This window comes from uncultured Alistipes sp., from assembly GCF_963931675.1.
Lineage (GTDB): Bacteria > Bacteroidota > Bacteroidia > Bacteroidales > Rikenellaceae > Alistipes.
Genome location: NZ_OZ007039.1, coordinates 2,731,271 through 2,746,643 on the forward strand (window position 1 = coordinate 2,731,271; position 15,373 = coordinate 2,746,643).

The window sequence follows — 15,373 nt, forward strand, 5'->3', positions numbered from 1 at the left end:
TAATATTAATGATTATTAATTTGATAATACCGTATACATCCTAGTGCAAAGGCATCTATTCGAAATGAATAGATGCCTTCATCTTATCTGTGCATTGACTTTTTGGATGGGGTGTTGACTATTCGGATAGCACATAGTAAGCATCTTCTCCTATACGCCTCTTCCTCCTCATCTGGTCTGCGGCCATCCCAGCGAAGGTCTGAGTCGGCGTTGCCACCACCTCCGCCGGATGAAACAGCGACAGGCTGCCCGCCAATCAAAGCATCAGCAATAGAAAAGATTCGTACCCGCAAAGAAGGCTCAGCAAGCTGGTCAAGAAATGTCTGTATCTGCTCAGTCTGATTATCGTTGAGCTCCGTCAGTCGTGCATACTCCTGTTGCAGCCTTTTAAGCTCCCGATAGTCCAACAACGCATTATTCTGCACTGCCTGTATTTGCTGTTCGGCATCTTTCCGATACAGTTCTTCAATCTGACGGACAATCCTCACGAATCGGCTGGCGATAGACCGGTTCTGCTCCTCAATCCATTTGTCAACACCGAATATCGGAGGTTTACCAGTGATTCGTGGCGGCTCAAAATCTATCTTGTGATTGCGGAAAGGTTGCACCACTCTACCGACACGGTCTATATTCTTTGTCATCTGCTCCAGTTCCTGCTCCTTTTCTTGAAGCTTACATGCCTTGTCTTCAAGCTTTGACTGGTATTCGGAAATCTGTTTTTGTATCCTGGTCTTTTGAATTTCATATTCCTGAAGAGCGATTTTGCCGGAAGCCAGAGACTTCTCAATTTCTTCAAGTTGGGATTGAGACCTGAATATCTGTGCTTCCAACCTCCGTGTCATAGTCTGCAGCCCCTTGACTGCTTTCTCTGCTTGTTTAGCATCTTTGGCCAGTTTCCGGATATAATCGCGTTTACTAAGATGACTGACATTCCGGCCTTCAATACTGTCACCACGTTCCAGTCCGTATTTGCTCCCTACCTCTTCGTATAGTGAGGTGTGCATTTCCCGAAGAATATGGCCATACCCATAACGGCTCTTCCCGAACTTAGCCGACCACATGACGCATTCGCGTCCGCTTTTGGCTCGTTGTCCGACAGGAACGATCAAGGCATGGATATGCGGGCTGCTCTCATCAAGATGAACCTGGAAGCCGATGATGTTTTCCTGTCCGTACCGTTTGGCGCACCAGTCATAGACATCTTTCGCCCATTGTTCGATTTCCGGACATCGCTGGAGATGACTGTTGTCTGCACCCTTGTCCAGATTTACGGTTTGGGGCCCAAATGCCATCTCAAGCATACGGTCATGATTACCTCCGAAGATAAATTTCGCACAACAGTTTGGTTGAATTTTGCTGTCCGGTTTGAAAGGCTTCCAGCCCAGTTCAGTCAACCGTTCATGCAAACGTACTTCAAGCGATTTCTCTTGATAGCCTAACGGATGAACTTTCCCATCGGGCCCAATCTCAAAATTCAGTTTCATTCGGGTCTTGTCATAGTGATTGGTCGGATCCTGATTCTTTCTGTCAATCTTGTCGTCATTCCAATGCCTTTCGTTTTCATTCGCCTCTGATGTGCCGAATGACTTCCCGGCTTCAACATGCATGGCCTGTTTAATATCTGTGTTCATATAGGGTATTCTTTTGATAAATGATTAATATTTGAGCTTGCTCTTGTACCAGTCCGCTCTGCGGGACAATGACCGGATTTTATTGCCGCCAGGCAAAAAGTCCTTATTGTGTTAAGGACTTTCTATAAATCCTCGGAACAAGTTCCTTTACTATTCAATAAGTTCCAGATCCAGTTCATCAATGAGTAATTGTAATGCTGGATTACGTTGTATCATCTGATGGAGTATCTGTCTCTTTGATGGTGAATACAGAAAGAAGTCTGCAATGTCCAATCCTTGGCTGCGTTGCTCTTCATCGGATGTACATTCCAAAACATTGGACACAACAACCCGTTTGCATATTCCAGACAACAAAGCAGACTTTTCTTTCCATTGTTCGGTTGCTCCTAAATCAGGGATGAGAGTAACCTCCCTGCCTTTGAGGACCTGCATGGCTTCACTATTGAAACAACCGTTCTTTCCACCTGTTGCCAGCCATATATAATCGGGGATAAAATGGCTCATTACAACAGCGGTCTTTTCACTTTTCACTTTCCACCAGCATTACCGGAGACGATGAATTTTTCAGAAGATGTTCTCCAAACAGACATTGCTTCAAATGGAAATCCTGCAACTTCAACTCGGAATGCGCCCAGCTGACAAAAGCCTTAGGCTCTTTAACCCGATGCCCTGTCTCAGCATTATAGCACATTACCTTGCCTGTTCTTACCTGTCCATTTATATCTGTCTGCCAGAAAACCGTTGCGCCTCCCCATTTTGAAGATAGGCATCCAACGGAAGACCTGTTTCCGGAATGCCTTCCACTTCCGAACGAAGCATGTTGGTCAAATGAATGGTGTTAAACATAACCACCTCCTTCCTGTTGGGGAAGTTCATCACCAATAGCGAAAGCTTCATAATGGAAACGACGCAGAAAGCGGTCCACGTCTTCCTGCGTGTACCAGTATTTATCACCTTCACGCGAGTAGCCGAGATAGCCGTTGTCTCGCAACTTTTTCAGATACTTTTCTTTGATGTTCAATTTCTCCATCAAAGACTTGTTGTCATATAGACGGTGTCCGCCTTCCTGTGCCGGAGGCGGCAGTTTCTCTTGTCTCTCCACTATGCTGAGAATCTTTTCAAGCAATTCCCGGTCGCATAGTTTCTTTTCACCATTTAATTTTTGAGCCATAGTTTATAGTATTATGGCTTAACCTTCCTTATGCACACTCGGACTGTAAGCCGGGTTTACGTGCTATGATACGACTGTGCACATCGTACCAAAAGCACGGTGCAAAGGTTCAAACTCATTAGTAATCTTGGTGTTAGAATGAATTAGATACTATATTAGAGGTCGTGTTAGAGTTGCATATAACACGGAGGTAATGAATTTATAATCTGCTGCTTATCAAACAAAAAAAGAGTAGCACATTGGCTACTCAAATAACTTGTCAATTTTCTCGGATCCTGTAGGCGCAGCTTTGTTTTTTCGGGTATGCCTTGATTGAGTCAGATCTTTCATGTTAAATAACTTATCTAATTCAGTACCCGGAAATAATTCCACCCTGCCTGGCATCCAGAACGGCTTATCATCATACTTGGTTTTTTCAGGATAATCTTCGCAATAGATACGTCCACACATATATGCAAGAAGAACTTTGTTCAAAGTCCACTCATAATGGTCATCGTCGATAATGATATATCCTTCTTCAATGGCTTTATCAAAGATCTTTCTTGCCAATTCAGTATCAAGCCGAGGCGGTAAAGTCACTTTATGGTGGTCTGGAACCATATCTTTTTGCACAGATTCAGTTTCTGCGATTTTCTTTCCCTTAATTCGCTTCTTTTGATACAAGTCCTCTGCTGCATAGATCAACGTTATTGCACATCCGATAGCAGTACTGATTCCGACAATGACAGCCGTGCCGGTTTCTGTTCCCCAAGATGGACGAAGCACCCCTAAGCCAAGAAGGATGAGGATACCGATAATGGTAGTGAGTCCTACTCCCCAGAATACCTTACGGCTGTTTAACCTGTATATATAGGTTACAACCAGTACAATAAGGAATCCTGCTATCAGGATACATGCAACTCGAAATGGCAATGATATCATGTTTCTTTATCTTTTCACAGTGATTATACAGTCAGGTTGATTAATTCTCCGCTCAGTTTTGCCACCTCTGCCGATAGCGTTTCCGGCAGGAAACGGGCATAAACCTTCTCTGTAATATCCGTGCTGCTATGTCCGAGCAGACGGCTGACTACCGACATGGATAGTCCCTTGTTCAGCGCAAAAACCGCAAATGAGTGCCTGGCTGCATGCATCGAGAGACTGAACGGAAGGCAGATCTGTTCACCGACAACGGCCAGCGACTGGTTGATGCATTTCGTGGCATTGTTGCGGGCTTTGTACAGTGCCTCCGCATCATCCAAATCCAAAGTCTCTTTTACAAGGTTGAACACATACCGGCATCCCTCACGTTTTTCCCGCCATTGCTGTAATATATGTAATGCAGGTTCAGTGAGCGGTATGACATGCCGTTTGTTTGTCTTTATCATAATCTTCCGCAACTCTTTCCTTGCGAAGTCGATATGTTTCCATTGCAGGGTCATCACATCCACTACACGGAGACCGCAGGCGTGGAACGCAAAGAAGAACATCTCCAAAAATTCTTTTCTACGAGGTTCAGTACAGGTCTTGTAATATTCAAGCAATGCCGCCATCTGTTCCTTACTTAGACTTTTGCCGTCAAACTCTGCCTCTTCTTCAGAAAGCGATACCTTAGTTACAATGCGCATATCTTGAATCCTTGCATTGACGGCAGGTTCCATCATGCCCATTTCACAAGCGTATGCACATGCTTTTAATATCGGAGTCAGAGAGTGGTTGATAGTGGCATCACTATTCTGCTTGATTTCCCTGCGCCACGATATATAACTGTCTAACAACTCCGGAGTCATATCGCCTACATAAATGCTGTCAGAACGATAGGTTCCCTGTCGGGTAGCCCTCAGGAATGTCTGGAATATATTCATGCAGCTCTTTCCGTTTTCATACCGACTCCTTCCGATTCTGTTTCTTGCATAGTCTGAAGAAAGACGTTCCAATGTAAACTCTACAAAGTCCTTCCCTTGATCACGACGCGCAAGAGGTTTGTCCGCAAGAAAGCCGGATACGACATCAACGGTTATCTGATTAGGATGTTTTTCGTTATATTCGGCAAGTAGCGAATCTATACGTTCAACACGTGCCAACAATAACTGGTTAAGCCGTTTGGATTCAGCGCCATGACTTGCACGTATTTCACCCCGTCCCTGATTGCCGTTCTGGTTCCAGTCCGCAACCTTGACAAAAACATTCGTTGTCTTACGGATTACCTGCCTGTTCCAAGTGTATTCCAACTCGACAGGATAGGCTTTTTCCTTGTCAACTACTTTCGGTGTGCGAAGGCGGTATTTGCCCAATGGATATAGTCTTTTCGGTCTTCCCATATGCTTTTCCTCCTAATTCAATATTCCCGAGGAGAAGCAAAGGTAATGTATTTTAGACAAACAAACCCAGTTTTCGAGAAGAAAAACTGCAATTTAGACAAACAAACCGCACTATATAACACCATAAAACACCAACGCGACAAACAATTATCTTTGTTTATCGCGTTGATATTTAATTGTTTAAATAGTCCGAGGGGCGTCAATACTCGTCCTCGTTGAAGAAGAAGTCGTCCTTGGAGGGGTAGTCGGGCCAAATATCCTCGATGGATTCGTATATTTCGCCTTCGTCTTCTATTTCCTGAAGGTTTTCGAGGACTTCGAGCGGAGCTCCCGAACGGACTGCATAGTCAATCAATTCGTCTTTGGTTGCGGGCCAGGGGGCATCTTCGAGCTTCGAGGCCAGTTCAAGCGTCCAATACATAGTTATAAAATTTTAAGTTCTTAATAATCAGCAGCTTAGTTGCTCAATAGGGCATATTGCCCTTATGATCGATTTGCAAAAGTATAAAAAAAACGAGAAAAACAAAGAAAAATTGTTATTTCTTGGAGACGTAGAGGGTGAATCGAACAAAAACGTTCGAAATCCGAACTCCGACAGCAAGCTTCGGAATCAGCCCTGGGACCAGATTCCTGAGACCGACGGATGCTTCCCGGGGCGTATTTTCTGCCCGGCTATTTTGTGGCGACGAAGAAGAGGTCGTAACACCCCTCGGCTACGGGTCCGAGGCGATAGTCCTCCATGCGGATCGAGGTTGTCAGGTCGTTGTTTTCGCGGAGAAGTTTGCGACGGTTGAGGCGGTTGAGCAGGTCGTAGGGGATCTGCAGCATCCAGCGGGGGAGCCGGTGTTGGAGATCGAGGGGGTCGAAGCGCGTGATGCGCTCCACGCCGCGGCGGTTTTTCTCGTAATAGGCTGCGACCTGCTCGTTCCCGAAGACCCCGAGCGCTTCGATCCCGGGGAAACAACTCCCGAGGAGCTGCCTCAACTCTTCGGCGGTGTATTCGCGGACGTGCCAGGGATTGCGTGTGAGCGACATCGGGGCATTGGGCGTGGTGACGATAAAGCGGCCTCCGGGTCGCAGCACGCGGTGGATTTCGCGCACGAACTGCCGGTCGTCGCGGATGTGCTCGATGACCTGGAACGAGATTACGCAGTCGAACGACGCCTCGGGAAACTCTATCGGGGGGACGACGGCCTGGCGGAATTCGACATCGGGCCGTGCGAGCAGTTCGTTTGCGGGTCGGTGCTTGTCGAGGGTGACGAACCGCCGGGCATGAGGGGCCACGACCTCGATTCCGTATCCGGCCCCGGTTCCGATTTCGAGCACGTCGCCCGCGATGCGTTCCGCGGCGGCGTGATAGGCGAGCAGCGAGCGCTGGAATACGAAGTTGTCGGACGCCTCGCGGGAGACCCGTTCCGCGGTGTTGATTTTGGCCATCTTCCCGATTCTTTTTTATAAAGTCTTGTCCTCTTTGAGTTTCGTGCCGTTAGGGCCGGTTTCGACGAGCCCGCGCTTGAGGAGCATCCCGAGCGAACGTTTGAAGGTCTTCTTGCTCATGCGGGTCATGCGCCTGACCTCTTCGGGGTCGCTGTCGTCGTTCAGGGGGATGAACCCGTTGTTTTCGCGGAGCAGGCGGAGCAGCACTTCGGCGGAGTCCCTGACCTGAGCGATCCCGGACTGCTGGAGCGAGAGGTCGATGCGGTTGTCGTCGGTGATGCGGGCGACGTAGGCGGTCAGTCGGTCGCCGACGGCCACGGGCTGAAAGATCTGGTTGCGGTAGATCATGCCCCAGTGCCGGTTGTTGACGACGACGCGGAATCCGATGGGGCTTTCCGATGCGACGAGGATTGCGACCTGTTCGCGGGGTTTGACGCTGATGAGTTCGTTGTTGACGAATGCCTTGAGTTTTTCGGTTGCCACGCAGCGTCCGGTGATGTCGTCTTCGTAGAGATAGACGAGGTATTCGTGTCCGACGAGTACGCCTCCCTGCTGGTTTCGGTTGGGGAGGAAGAGGTCCTTTCCGTGGAGTCCCCAGTCGAGGAATGCGCCGTGCGGGGTTTTGTCGACGACGCGCAGGAATCCGGCCTCACCGGCCTTGAGCCGCGGGGTTTCGGTGGTAGCCACGAGCCGGTCTTCGGAGTCGTGGTAGATGAAGACCTCCTTTTTGTCGCCGATTTTGTCGGAGAGCGACGTGTAACGGTTCGGCAACAGCACCTCCTGGTGCTCCTCGTCCGCGAGGTAGATGCCGTATTCCGAGATGCGGCTGACGGTAAGGGTTTCGGTATGTCCGGCTCTGAGCATTTCCTTGTCGAGATTGGTCCGGTGCAAAAGTACGTTTTTTTCGCGGGTTTTCAAATTCCGGGGCGGGGGACGCCGCGATTCCGACCCCGGAAGTTGCCGTTTTGCGGAGAAAACCGTATCTTTACGGAGATCCGGAGCCGTTGCTCCGGACGTAAGAAAAACGACGTGCACGATGAATTCCCGAACTGGTCTCGAATTGAGTTTTCTGCAACTGGACGCCGGCCTGGTCCGCTACCGGTCGCTTTCCGCACTGGGGGAGGTGGTGGAGCGTGCTCCGGGGGATCTGGTGCTTCTTCCGGAGATGTTCGCCACGGGCTTCCGGACGGATGCCGGGGCTGTTTCGCAGCCGATGGAGGGGGCGATCGTCACCTCGCTGCGGTCGTGGGCATCAAGGAGCGGGAAGGCGGTCGTGGGGAGCGTGGCGATCCGGACGGCGGAGGGCTTCCGCAACCGGCTGATCTTCGCACACCCTTCGGGCGAGGTGTCGTACTACGACAAGCGCCACCTGTTCCGTCCGGGCGGGGAGGCGGAGGCGTTCAGCCGCGGGACGCAGCGCACGGTGATCGAATACCGGGGCGTTCGGTTTCTGCCGCTTCTCTGCTACGACCTTCGGTTTCCGGTCTGGAGCCGCTGCCGGGGCGACTACGACGTGATTCTGTGCAGTGCGGCGTGGCCTGAGTCGCGGCGCGACGTATGGCGGACGCTGCTGTGCGCCCGGGCGCTGGAGAACCAGGCGTGGATCGTGGGTTCGAACTTCTGCGGCGAGGATGCCGCAGGGCGTTACGGGGGCGGTTCTGCGGTCATCGACTGCTTCGGGCGCTTCCGTGCGGAGGCCACGGCGACGGAGGAGACGTGCCGCACGGTTCGTTTTCTGCCGGAGGAGCAGCGGGCCTTCCGGGATCGTTTTCCGACGTGGCGCGAGGCGGACGACTTTGTGCTGACGCAATAAAATCGGAGAAAATATCGTATCTTTGCACGATTCCCCGACCCCGAGGGGCATGAAGTCTTGTGCGCGGGAGTGAACGGGGTGTTTTTTGGATTCCGATATGGAGGAGACGATCAAGATAGAGGGCGCGCGGGTCCACAACCTGAAGAACGTGGATCTGGAGATTCCGCGCCGCAAGTTGGTGGTGATCACGGGCCTTTCGGGCTCGGGGAAGTCGTCGCTGGCCTTCGATACGATCTATGCGGAGGGGCAGCGGCGCTACATGGAGACGCTGTCGACCTATGCGCGGCAGTTCGTGGGGACGATGGAGCGCCCCGACGTGGACAAGATTTCGGGTCTGAGCCCGGTGGTTGCCATCGAGCAGAAGACCACGAACAAGAACCCGCGCTCGACGGTGGGGACCGTGACGGAGATCAACGACTTCCTGCGCCTGCTCTACGCGCGGGCGTCGCGGGCCTACTCGCCGGTGACGGGCGAGGAGATGGTCCACTACACGGATGACCGGATCGTGGAACTGATCCTCGAAGGCTTTGCCGGGCGCCGCATTGCGCTGATGGCGCCGGTGGTGAAGGGCCGCAAGGGCCACTACCGCGAACTGTTCGAGTCGCTGGCCAAGAAGGGCTACATCTACGCACGCATCGACGGTGAGATCCGGGAGATTTCCTCGGGGATGCGCCTCGACCGCTACAAGATCCACACGATCGACCTGGTTGTCGACCGGCTGATCGTGGGGGAGGAGTCCCGCGACCGGCTGATGACCTCGCTCAAGGAGTCGATGCGCCAGGGCAAGGGTACGATGGCGGTCTACGACTACGGGACCGAACAGCAGCGCTTCTATTCGCGGCACCTGATGTGCCCGACGACGGGCATCGCGTTCGAGGACCCGGCTCCGCATACCTTCTCGTTCAACTCGCCGAAGGGCGCCTGTCCGCACTGCAACGGGCTGGGCGAGGAGGCGGTCTTCGACCTGGGGAAGATCATCCCCGACATGCGGCTTTCGCTGCGCGAGGGGGCCGTTGAGCCGCTGGGCAAATACCGCAACAACATGCTTTTCGCAACGCTGGAGATGCTGGGGCGTCGCTACGACTTCACGCTGGACGATCCGCTGGATAGTTTTTCGGAGGAGGCGCTCAACGCGGTGCTGTACGGCGATTCGGAGCCTTTGACGGTCGACCTCACGGAGTTCAGCTCCTCGGGCGGGCGCCAGTTCCTCTCGTGGGAGGGCGTCGCGGAGTACATTGGCCGCACGGAGGACGACGACTCGAAACGGGGTCAGAAGTGGCGCGAGCAGTTCCTTGTCTACCGGAAATGCTCGGTCTGCGGGGGCACGCGGCTCAAGAAGGAGGCGTTGCAGTTCCGCATCGCGGGGAAGAACATCGCGGAGGTCTCGGCGATGTCGATTGCGGAGTTCTCGGAATGGGTTCCGACGCTGCGCGGGGCGATGAGCGACAAGGAGTGGAAGATCGCGCAGGAGATCGTCAAGGAGATTTCGGAGCGTCTTCGCTTCCTGATGGACGTAGGCTTGGGCTACCTGTCGCTGGCGCGGTCGTCGCGGTCGCTGTCGGGGGGCGAGAGCCAGCGGATCCGGCTGGCGACGCAGATCGGCTCGAAACTGGTGAACGTGCTTTACATCCTGGACGAGCCCTCGATCGGCCTGCACCAGCGCGACAACCGGCGGCTGATCCGGAGCCTCGAGGAGCTTCGCGACGCCGGGAACTCGGTGATCGTCGTGGAGCACGACGAGGAGATGATGCATGCCGCGGACTTCATCGTGGACGTGGGCCCGAAGGCGGGGCGCCGGGGCGGACTGATCGTAGCCGCGGGGCGGTTCGACGACATCCTGAAGGCGAATACCATCACGGCCGACTACCTGACGGGCCGGCGCCGGATCGAGATTCCGGAGACCCTGCGCCCGGGCACGGGCGAGGCGATCACGATCCGGGGGGCGCGGGGCAACAATCTCAAGAACGTTACGGTGCGCTTCCCGCTGGGGAAACTCATCTGCGTGACGGGTGTGAGCGGATCGGGGAAGTCGACCTTGGTGAACGAGACGCTGCGTCCGATCCTTTCGAAAGCGCTCTACCGGTCGCTGGACCAGCCGCTGGAATACGATTCGATCGAGGGGATCGAGCATATCGACAAACTGGTGGTCGTGGACCAGTCGCCGATCGGCCGCACGCCGCGCTCGAACCCGGCGACCTATTCGAATGTCTTTGCGGACATCCGCAAGCTGTTCGAGATGACGCCCGACGCGCAGATCCGGGGCTTCAAGGCAGGCCGCTTCTCGTTCAACGTGAAGGGGGGCCGGTGCGAGGAGTGCCGGGGTGCGGGCGTGCAGACCATCGAGATGAATTTCCTGCCGGACGTCTACGTGCGTTGCAAGGCGTGCGGCGGCCACCGCTACAACCGCGAGACGCTCGAAGTGCGCTACAAGGGGAAGAACATCGACGACGTGCTGAACATGACGGTGAACATGGCGGTGGAGTTCTTCGAGAACATCCCGACGATCTACCAGAAACTGAAGGCGATCCAGGACGTGGGACTGGGTTACCTGACGCTGGGCCAGCCCTGTACGACGCTGTCGGGGGGCGAGAGCCAGCGGATCAAGCTCTCGGCGGAGCTGTCGAAGCGCGATACGGGCCGCACCCTTTATATATTGGACGAGCCGACGACGGGGCTCCACTTCGAGGATATCCGGCTGCTGCTCGACGTGCTGAACAAACTGGTCGACCGGGGGAATACGGTGATCGTCATCGAGCACAACCTCGATGTGGTGAAGGTTGCCGACCACCTGATCGACATCGGCCCGGAGGGTGGCGTTGCGGGTGGCGAGATCATCGCCGAGGGCACGCCGCACGAGGTGGCCCAATGCGAACGGAGCTATACGGGCCAGTTCCTGAAGCAGATGGGCCTTTGATTTCGGGTATCCGGGCGGCACGCTGTGCCGTCCGGTCTTTTTTGCGGGAGAGAACGGCTGCTCCACAGCCCGGATTCCCCGGACAGTGGAGTTCCAGGCCGTTTTTGCAGGTAGTTCTGCCCGTGCGGGCGTTAGTTTGCGTTCCGGGCCTCCGGGTTTGCCTGCGGCATCGATTTTGTGTTCATGGCCGGTACAAAACCTGATGTGCCATGAAAAAAACAGCCATTATTGTAGCGGGCCTTCTGCTGTTTGCGGGGGCCGTCACCGTGATCGGACAGAAGAAGGTCCTCTCGCCGAAGGAGGAGCGTCGTGAAGTGCGCGAGCAACGGCGTGCGGAACGTATCGCCAACTATGAAAAGACGATGGATTCGACCATTCTGTCTCGGAATTTCCAGTTCAACCCGCAGACGATGCAGCGTCAGCCGGCGGGCCCGATGCGCCAGATCATGAACCCGACGTTCAACGTGGGGATCTGGGACGGGACGGTGGACATCTGCCTTCCCTACATCAAGGGATATGTACCTCCCTATTACACGACGATTCTGAACTATACGGTTTCGAATCTGCAGGGTTATACGACCGAGCAGACGCACGAAGGATGGATGGTGACCTTCTCGACGTCGCTGTTCTCGGCGTCGACCTACACGTTCACGTTCGAGATCTACTCGCGGACGGGCGGTGCGAACCTGACGATCACGAATCCGTGGTACAGCCCGGTCCAGTATTCGGGAACGATCTCGCAGCTGTACTGATCGGCGCCGACCGCGTGAAAAAGCCTCTCCGGAGTTCGGAGAGGCTTTTTTTACGGTTTGCGATCCGCCTCGGTCAAGGCCGGAAGATGAGCGCCACGGCCGAGACCGATACGCCCTCCTCGCGGCCTTCGAATCCGAGCCGTTCGGTGGTTGTGGCCTTGACCGAGACGCGGTCGGCGCCGATTCCGAGGTCCGCGGCCATCACTTCGCGCATCCGGTCGATGTAGGGGCGGAGTTTGGGCCGCTGCATTTGGATCGTGCAGTCGACATTGCCTATTTTGTACCCCTTTTCGCGGAGGAGCGCCGCGACGCGCCGCAGGAGGACCCGGGAGTCTATTCCGCGGAACTCATCCGCGGAGTCGGGGAAGTGGAGCCCAATATCCCCGAGCGCTGCGGCGCCGAGCAAGGCGTCGCAGAGGGCGTGAATGGCGACATCGCCGTCCGAATGGGCGACGCACCCTTTGGTGTGGGGGATCTCGACGCCTCCGAGCACGAGCCGCAGGCCGTCGGCCAGGGCGTGTACGTCGTAACCGTGTCCGATTCTGAAATCCGTCATAACGTGAGATTTTGAGTTGCCAAAATAGGGAAAAAAGCGTAACTTTGCAAAAATACATGAAGCCTATGTCAGCAATCTCTACTTTGGAACCGCGCCTGGTGTGGGAGCAGTTCGATGCGATCACGCGGGTTCCTCGCCCCTCGAAGAAGGAGGGCAGGATCATCGAATTTCTGGTTGATTTCGCCCGGCGGCACAACATCGAATATAAGAAGGACGCCATCGGAAACGTGGTGATGCGCAAGCCTGCGACGCCGGGCTACGAGACACACCCGGGGGTGATCCTCCAGTCGCACATGGATATGGTGTGCGAGAAGAATTCGGACGTGGAGTTCGATTTCGAGCACGACGCGATCCGTCCGCGGATCGACGGCGAGTGGGTGAAGGCCGAGGGCACGACGCTGGGTGCCGACTGCGGGATCGGGATGGCTGCGGCGCTGGCCGTGCTGCTGGACCCGGATGTGCAGCACGGGCCGCTGGAGGCGCTCTTCACGGTGGACGAGGAGACGGGCCTCACGGGAGCCTTCGAACTGGGCGAGGGGATGCTTACGGGCAAGTACCTCATCAACCTCGATTCGGAGGACGAGGGCGAATTGTTTATCGGCTGCGCCGGGGGTATCGATACGATTGCGACGTTCCACGGCACGATGGAACCGGCGCCGAAGAACTACGCCTTTTTCCGGGTGGATGTTTCCGACCTGCAGGGCGGCCACTCGGGCGACGACATCGACAAGGGGCGCGTCAACTCGAACAAGACGGTTGCGCGGCTGCTGTGGGACGGGATGCAGTCCTGCGAGCTGCGCCTGAGCTACTTCAACGGCGGGAACCTGCGCAACGCGATACCGCGCGAAGCCTATGCGATTTTCGGGGTCCCGGCGCGCCTGAAGGATGATTTCGTGAAGCGCTACCGGCTGTTCGCCGCGGACCTTGAGGCGGAGTTCCGCTTCCGGGAACCGAACTTCAGGATCACGCTGAACGAGATGCCGGAGGTCGAGGAGGTGCTCGACGCGCGGACGCAGTTCGGACTGGTCTACTCGCTGGTGGGCGTGCCCAACGGGGTGGTTTCCATGTCGTTTGCGGTTCCGGGGCTGGTGGAGACCTCGACGAACCTCGCATCGGTGAAGTTCGAGGGGCGGGACCGCATCGTGGTGACGTCGTCGCAGCGGTCGTCGGTGGAGAGTGCCAAGACCTACGTGATGCAGATGGTCGAGTCGGTCTTCGCTCTGGCGGGCGCCGACGTGGCGCACTCGGACGGTTACCCGGGCTGGACGCCGAATCCCGATTCGGCGCTGCTGAAGGTGACCGAAGCGGCCTACGAGCGGCTCTTTTCGACGAAGCCGAAGGTGCGTGCGATCCATGCGGGCCTGGAGTGCGGACTCTTCCTGGAAAAGTACCCCGATCTGGAGATGGTGTCGTTCGGCCCGACGCTGCGGGGCGTTCACTCGCCGGACGAGCGGCTGGAGATCGCCACGGTGCCGAAGTTCTGGTCGCTGCTGTGCGAGACGCTGAAGAACCTGTAAGGGGAGGCTGCGGCGCCGTTTTCGCGGCTCCGGAATCGTCTGCCGTCCCGCTGATTTTCATGAAAATGTAACAGAAAAGTTTCGGTTTCGCAGTCAATGTTTCAGACCTTTGCGCCGAAACCCACGTCCATGTCGAAGATGAGAAACCTTCTTCCCAAACTGATCCGGCCGCTTGTTTTGTCCGGTCTGCTGCTGCCGGTTTCGGGTCCTGTTTTCGCCGATGGGGCGGATAGCTGCCGGAGCGCCCAGACGCTTGCGTCGGCGAGGCCGGACGGCATCCGGAGCCGGGCATCCGAACCGGTCTTTACGGTTCAGTTGCACGGGACCGTCCGTGCAAAATTCGAATACCAGCCCGACTTGGGGCAGAGTCGTTTCCAGGTGCGCAATGCGCGTTTCAGCGTTTCGGGAAGCGTGACCCGGGTGGTGGACTACAAGGCGGAGATCGACCTTTCGGACGAGGGAGCGATCAAGATGCTCGACGCCTATGGCCGTTTGAATCTGCTGGACCGGCGCCTGCGGGTGACGATCGGCCAGATGCGCGTCCCGTTCACGATCGACGCGCACCGCTCGCCGCACCAGCAGTATTTCGCCAACCGGTCGTTCATTGCCAAACAGGCCGGGAACGTGCGCGATGTGGGTGCGACGCTGGGCTGGACGTTCGGCCGTGAGGTCCCTGTAACGCTGGAAGGGGGTCTTTTCAACGGTTCGGGACTGACGGACCAGAAGGATTTCTGGACGCGGTCGTTCAACTACTCGGCCAAGGCTCAGATAAAGTTTGCCGACCGGGTGAACCTTGCGCTGAGCATCCAGAAGACGCATCCGGACATCGTGGACATCCATATGTACGACGTGGGGGCCTACTACGAGAATCCGCTGTGGCACATCGAGGCGGAGTACCTCCGGAAGAACTACGCCAAGGATGCCTTCGAGGGGGTGAACGTGGTGGATGCGTTCATTTGCCGGAATCTGCCGCTTCGGAACTGCCGGGGCCTGCGTCAGATCTCGATCCTGGCGCGCTACGACTACATGTCGGACCACAGCACGGGTATCGCCGACCCGACGACGGGGCGGCTCGTGCTGGACGACCCGGAGCGCCACCGCGTGACGGGCGGTGTGACGCTGAGCCTGGGCCTTCCCTTCCGGGCGGACCTGCGGCTCAACTACGAAGCCTATTTCTACCGCCGGACGGCCACTCCGGCCCTCTCCGAACAGGACAAGGTCGTGGCGGAGTTCATGATCCGCTTTTGATGATCCGCTGCTGAGGCTCGGTGCAGAAAATTGC

General features: G+C 55.7%; 13 protein-coding genes and 1 pseudogene. 5 read left to right on the forward strand and 9 right to left on the reverse strand.

The genetic code is table 11. From position 1 onward, the window contains the following. Positions 1-83 precede the first annotated feature (83 nt). From mobV to ABGT65_RS11650, 8 genes and pseudogenes are all read right to left on the reverse strand, one after another. The gene (mobV, locus tag ABGT65_RS11615; RefSeq protein WP_346702345.1) at positions 84-1,631 is read right to left on the reverse strand and encodes a MobV family relaxase; all 1,548 of its coding nucleotides are present in this window, start codon (positions 1,629-1,631) and stop codon (positions 84-86) included. A gap of 150 nt (positions 1,632-1,781) precedes the next feature. After that, positions 1,782-2,394 (reverse strand): annotated as a pseudogene (locus ABGT65_RS11620) (DUF6371 domain-containing protein); the annotation flags it as partial. Between the two features lie 75 nt (positions 2,395-2,469). Continuing rightward, positions 2,470-2,802 carry a DNA-binding protein gene (locus ABGT65_RS11625; protein ID WP_346702346.1) on the reverse strand — a complete coding sequence of 111 codons (333 nt, stop codon included), beginning with the start codon at positions 2,800-2,802 and terminating at the stop codon, positions 2,470-2,472. A 243-nt stretch (positions 2,803-3,045) separates the two neighbouring features. Beyond that, complete coding sequence (locus ABGT65_RS11630; protein WP_118945000.1) at positions 3,046-3,723, reverse strand: hypothetical protein; 678 nt, start codon at positions 3,721-3,723, stop codon at positions 3,046-3,048. 23 nt (positions 3,724-3,746) lie between these two features. Then, positions 3,747-5,102, reverse strand: a complete 1,356-nt coding sequence (locus ABGT65_RS11635) for a tyrosine-type recombinase/integrase (protein WP_346702348.1) — start codon at positions 5,100-5,102, stop codon at positions 3,747-3,749. 199 nt (positions 5,103-5,301) lie between these two features. Then, on the reverse strand, positions 5,302-5,523 hold the full coding sequence (locus ABGT65_RS11640; protein ID WP_009596288.1) for a DUF2795 domain-containing protein: 222 nt from the start codon (positions 5,521-5,523) through the stop codon (positions 5,302-5,304). Between the two features lie 251 nt (positions 5,524-5,774). Further along, positions 5,775-6,539: a class I SAM-dependent methyltransferase gene (locus ABGT65_RS11645; protein WP_346702351.1), complete on the reverse strand. Its 765-nt coding sequence runs from the start codon at positions 6,537-6,539 to the stop codon at positions 5,775-5,777. 15 nt (positions 6,540-6,554) lie between these two features. Further along, the gene (locus tag ABGT65_RS11650; protein WP_346703089.1) at positions 6,555-7,403 is read right to left on the reverse strand and encodes a S1-like domain-containing RNA-binding protein; all 849 of its coding nucleotides are present in this window, start codon (positions 7,401-7,403) and stop codon (positions 6,555-6,557) included. A 172-nt stretch (positions 7,404-7,575) separates the two neighbouring features. Between ABGT65_RS11650 and ABGT65_RS11655 the strand changes: the two genes are divergently transcribed. From ABGT65_RS11655 to ABGT65_RS11665, 3 genes are all read left to right on the forward strand, one after another. Next, positions 7,576-8,352 carry a nitrilase-related carbon-nitrogen hydrolase gene (locus ABGT65_RS11655; protein WP_346702353.1) on the forward strand — a complete coding sequence of 259 codons (777 nt, stop codon included), beginning with the start codon at positions 7,576-7,578 and terminating at the stop codon, positions 8,350-8,352. A gap of 97 nt (positions 8,353-8,449) precedes the next feature. After that, positions 8,450-11,266: an excinuclease ABC subunit UvrA gene (uvrA, locus tag ABGT65_RS11660; protein ID WP_346703090.1), complete on the forward strand. Its 2,817-nt coding sequence runs from the start codon at positions 8,450-8,452 to the stop codon at positions 11,264-11,266. Between the two features lie 209 nt (positions 11,267-11,475). After that, a complete protein-coding gene (locus ABGT65_RS11665) occupies positions 11,476-12,018 on the forward strand; it encodes a DUF4251 domain-containing protein (RefSeq protein ID WP_346702355.1) in 543 nt (180 codons plus the stop codon). 73 nt (positions 12,019-12,091) lie between these two features. On the opposite strand, the gene ispF is transcribed toward ABGT65_RS11665, so the two are convergent. Continuing rightward, positions 12,092-12,574, reverse strand: coding sequence for a 2-C-methyl-D-erythritol 2,4-cyclodiphosphate synthase (ispF, locus tag ABGT65_RS11670; RefSeq protein ID WP_346702357.1), 483 nt, complete (start codon positions 12,572-12,574; stop codon positions 12,092-12,094). Positions 12,575-12,639: 65 nt separating this feature from the next. Here ispF and ABGT65_RS11675 point away from each other — a divergent pair, with 65 nt between their 5' ends. Then, a complete protein-coding gene (locus ABGT65_RS11675; protein WP_346702359.1) occupies positions 12,640-14,091 on the forward strand; it encodes an aminoacyl-histidine dipeptidase in 1,452 nt (483 codons plus the stop codon). A gap of 129 nt (positions 14,092-14,220) precedes the next feature. Then, on the forward strand, positions 14,221-15,339 hold the full coding sequence (locus ABGT65_RS11680) for a porin (protein ID WP_346702361.1): 1,119 nt from the start codon (positions 14,221-14,223) through the stop codon (positions 15,337-15,339). Positions 15,340-15,373: the final 34 nt, after the last annotated feature.

Excerpts from the sequence above, each read along its gene's own strand:
- mobV (WP_346702345.1), bottom strand. The coding sequence starts at position 1,631 with ATGAACACAGATATTAAACAGGCCATGCATGTTGAAGCCGGGAAGTCA.
- ABGT65_RS11625 (WP_346702346.1), bottom strand. The coding sequence starts at position 2,802 with ATGGCTCAAAAATTAAATGGTGAAAAGAAACTATGCGACCGGGAATTG.
- ABGT65_RS11630 (WP_118945000.1), bottom strand. The coding sequence starts at position 3,723 with ATGATATCATTGCCATTTCGAGTTGCATGTATCCTGATAGCAGGATTC.
- ABGT65_RS11635 (WP_346702348.1), bottom strand. The coding sequence starts at position 5,102 with ATGGGAAGACCGAAAAGACTATATCCATTGGGCAAATACCGCCTTCGC.
- ABGT65_RS11640 (WP_009596288.1), bottom strand. The coding sequence starts at position 5,523 with ATGTATTGGACGCTTGAACTGGCCTCGAAGCTCGAAGATGCCCCCTGG.
- ABGT65_RS11645 (WP_346702351.1), bottom strand. The coding sequence starts at position 6,539 with ATGGCCAAAATCAACACCGCGGAACGGGTCTCCCGCGAGGCGTCCGAC.
- ABGT65_RS11650 (WP_346703089.1), bottom strand. The coding sequence starts at position 7,403 with ATGCTCAGAGCCGGACATACCGAAACCCTTACCGTCAGCCGCATCTCG.
- ABGT65_RS11655 (WP_346702353.1), top strand. The coding sequence starts at position 7,576 with ATGAATTCCCGAACTGGTCTCGAATTGAGTTTTCTGCAACTGGACGCC.
- uvrA (WP_346703090.1), top strand. The coding sequence starts at position 8,450 with ATGGAGGAGACGATCAAGATAGAGGGCGCGCGGGTCCACAACCTGAAG.
- ABGT65_RS11665 (WP_346702355.1), top strand. The coding sequence starts at position 11,476 with ATGAAAAAAACAGCCATTATTGTAGCGGGCCTTCTGCTGTTTGCGGGG.
- ispF (WP_346702357.1), bottom strand. The coding sequence starts at position 12,574 with ATGACGGATTTCAGAATCGGACACGGTTACGACGTACACGCCCTGGCC.
- ABGT65_RS11675 (WP_346702359.1), top strand. The coding sequence starts at position 12,640 with ATGTCAGCAATCTCTACTTTGGAACCGCGCCTGGTGTGGGAGCAGTTC.
- ABGT65_RS11680 (WP_346702361.1), top strand. The coding sequence starts at position 14,221 with ATGTCGAAGATGAGAAACCTTCTTCCCAAACTGATCCGGCCGCTTGTT.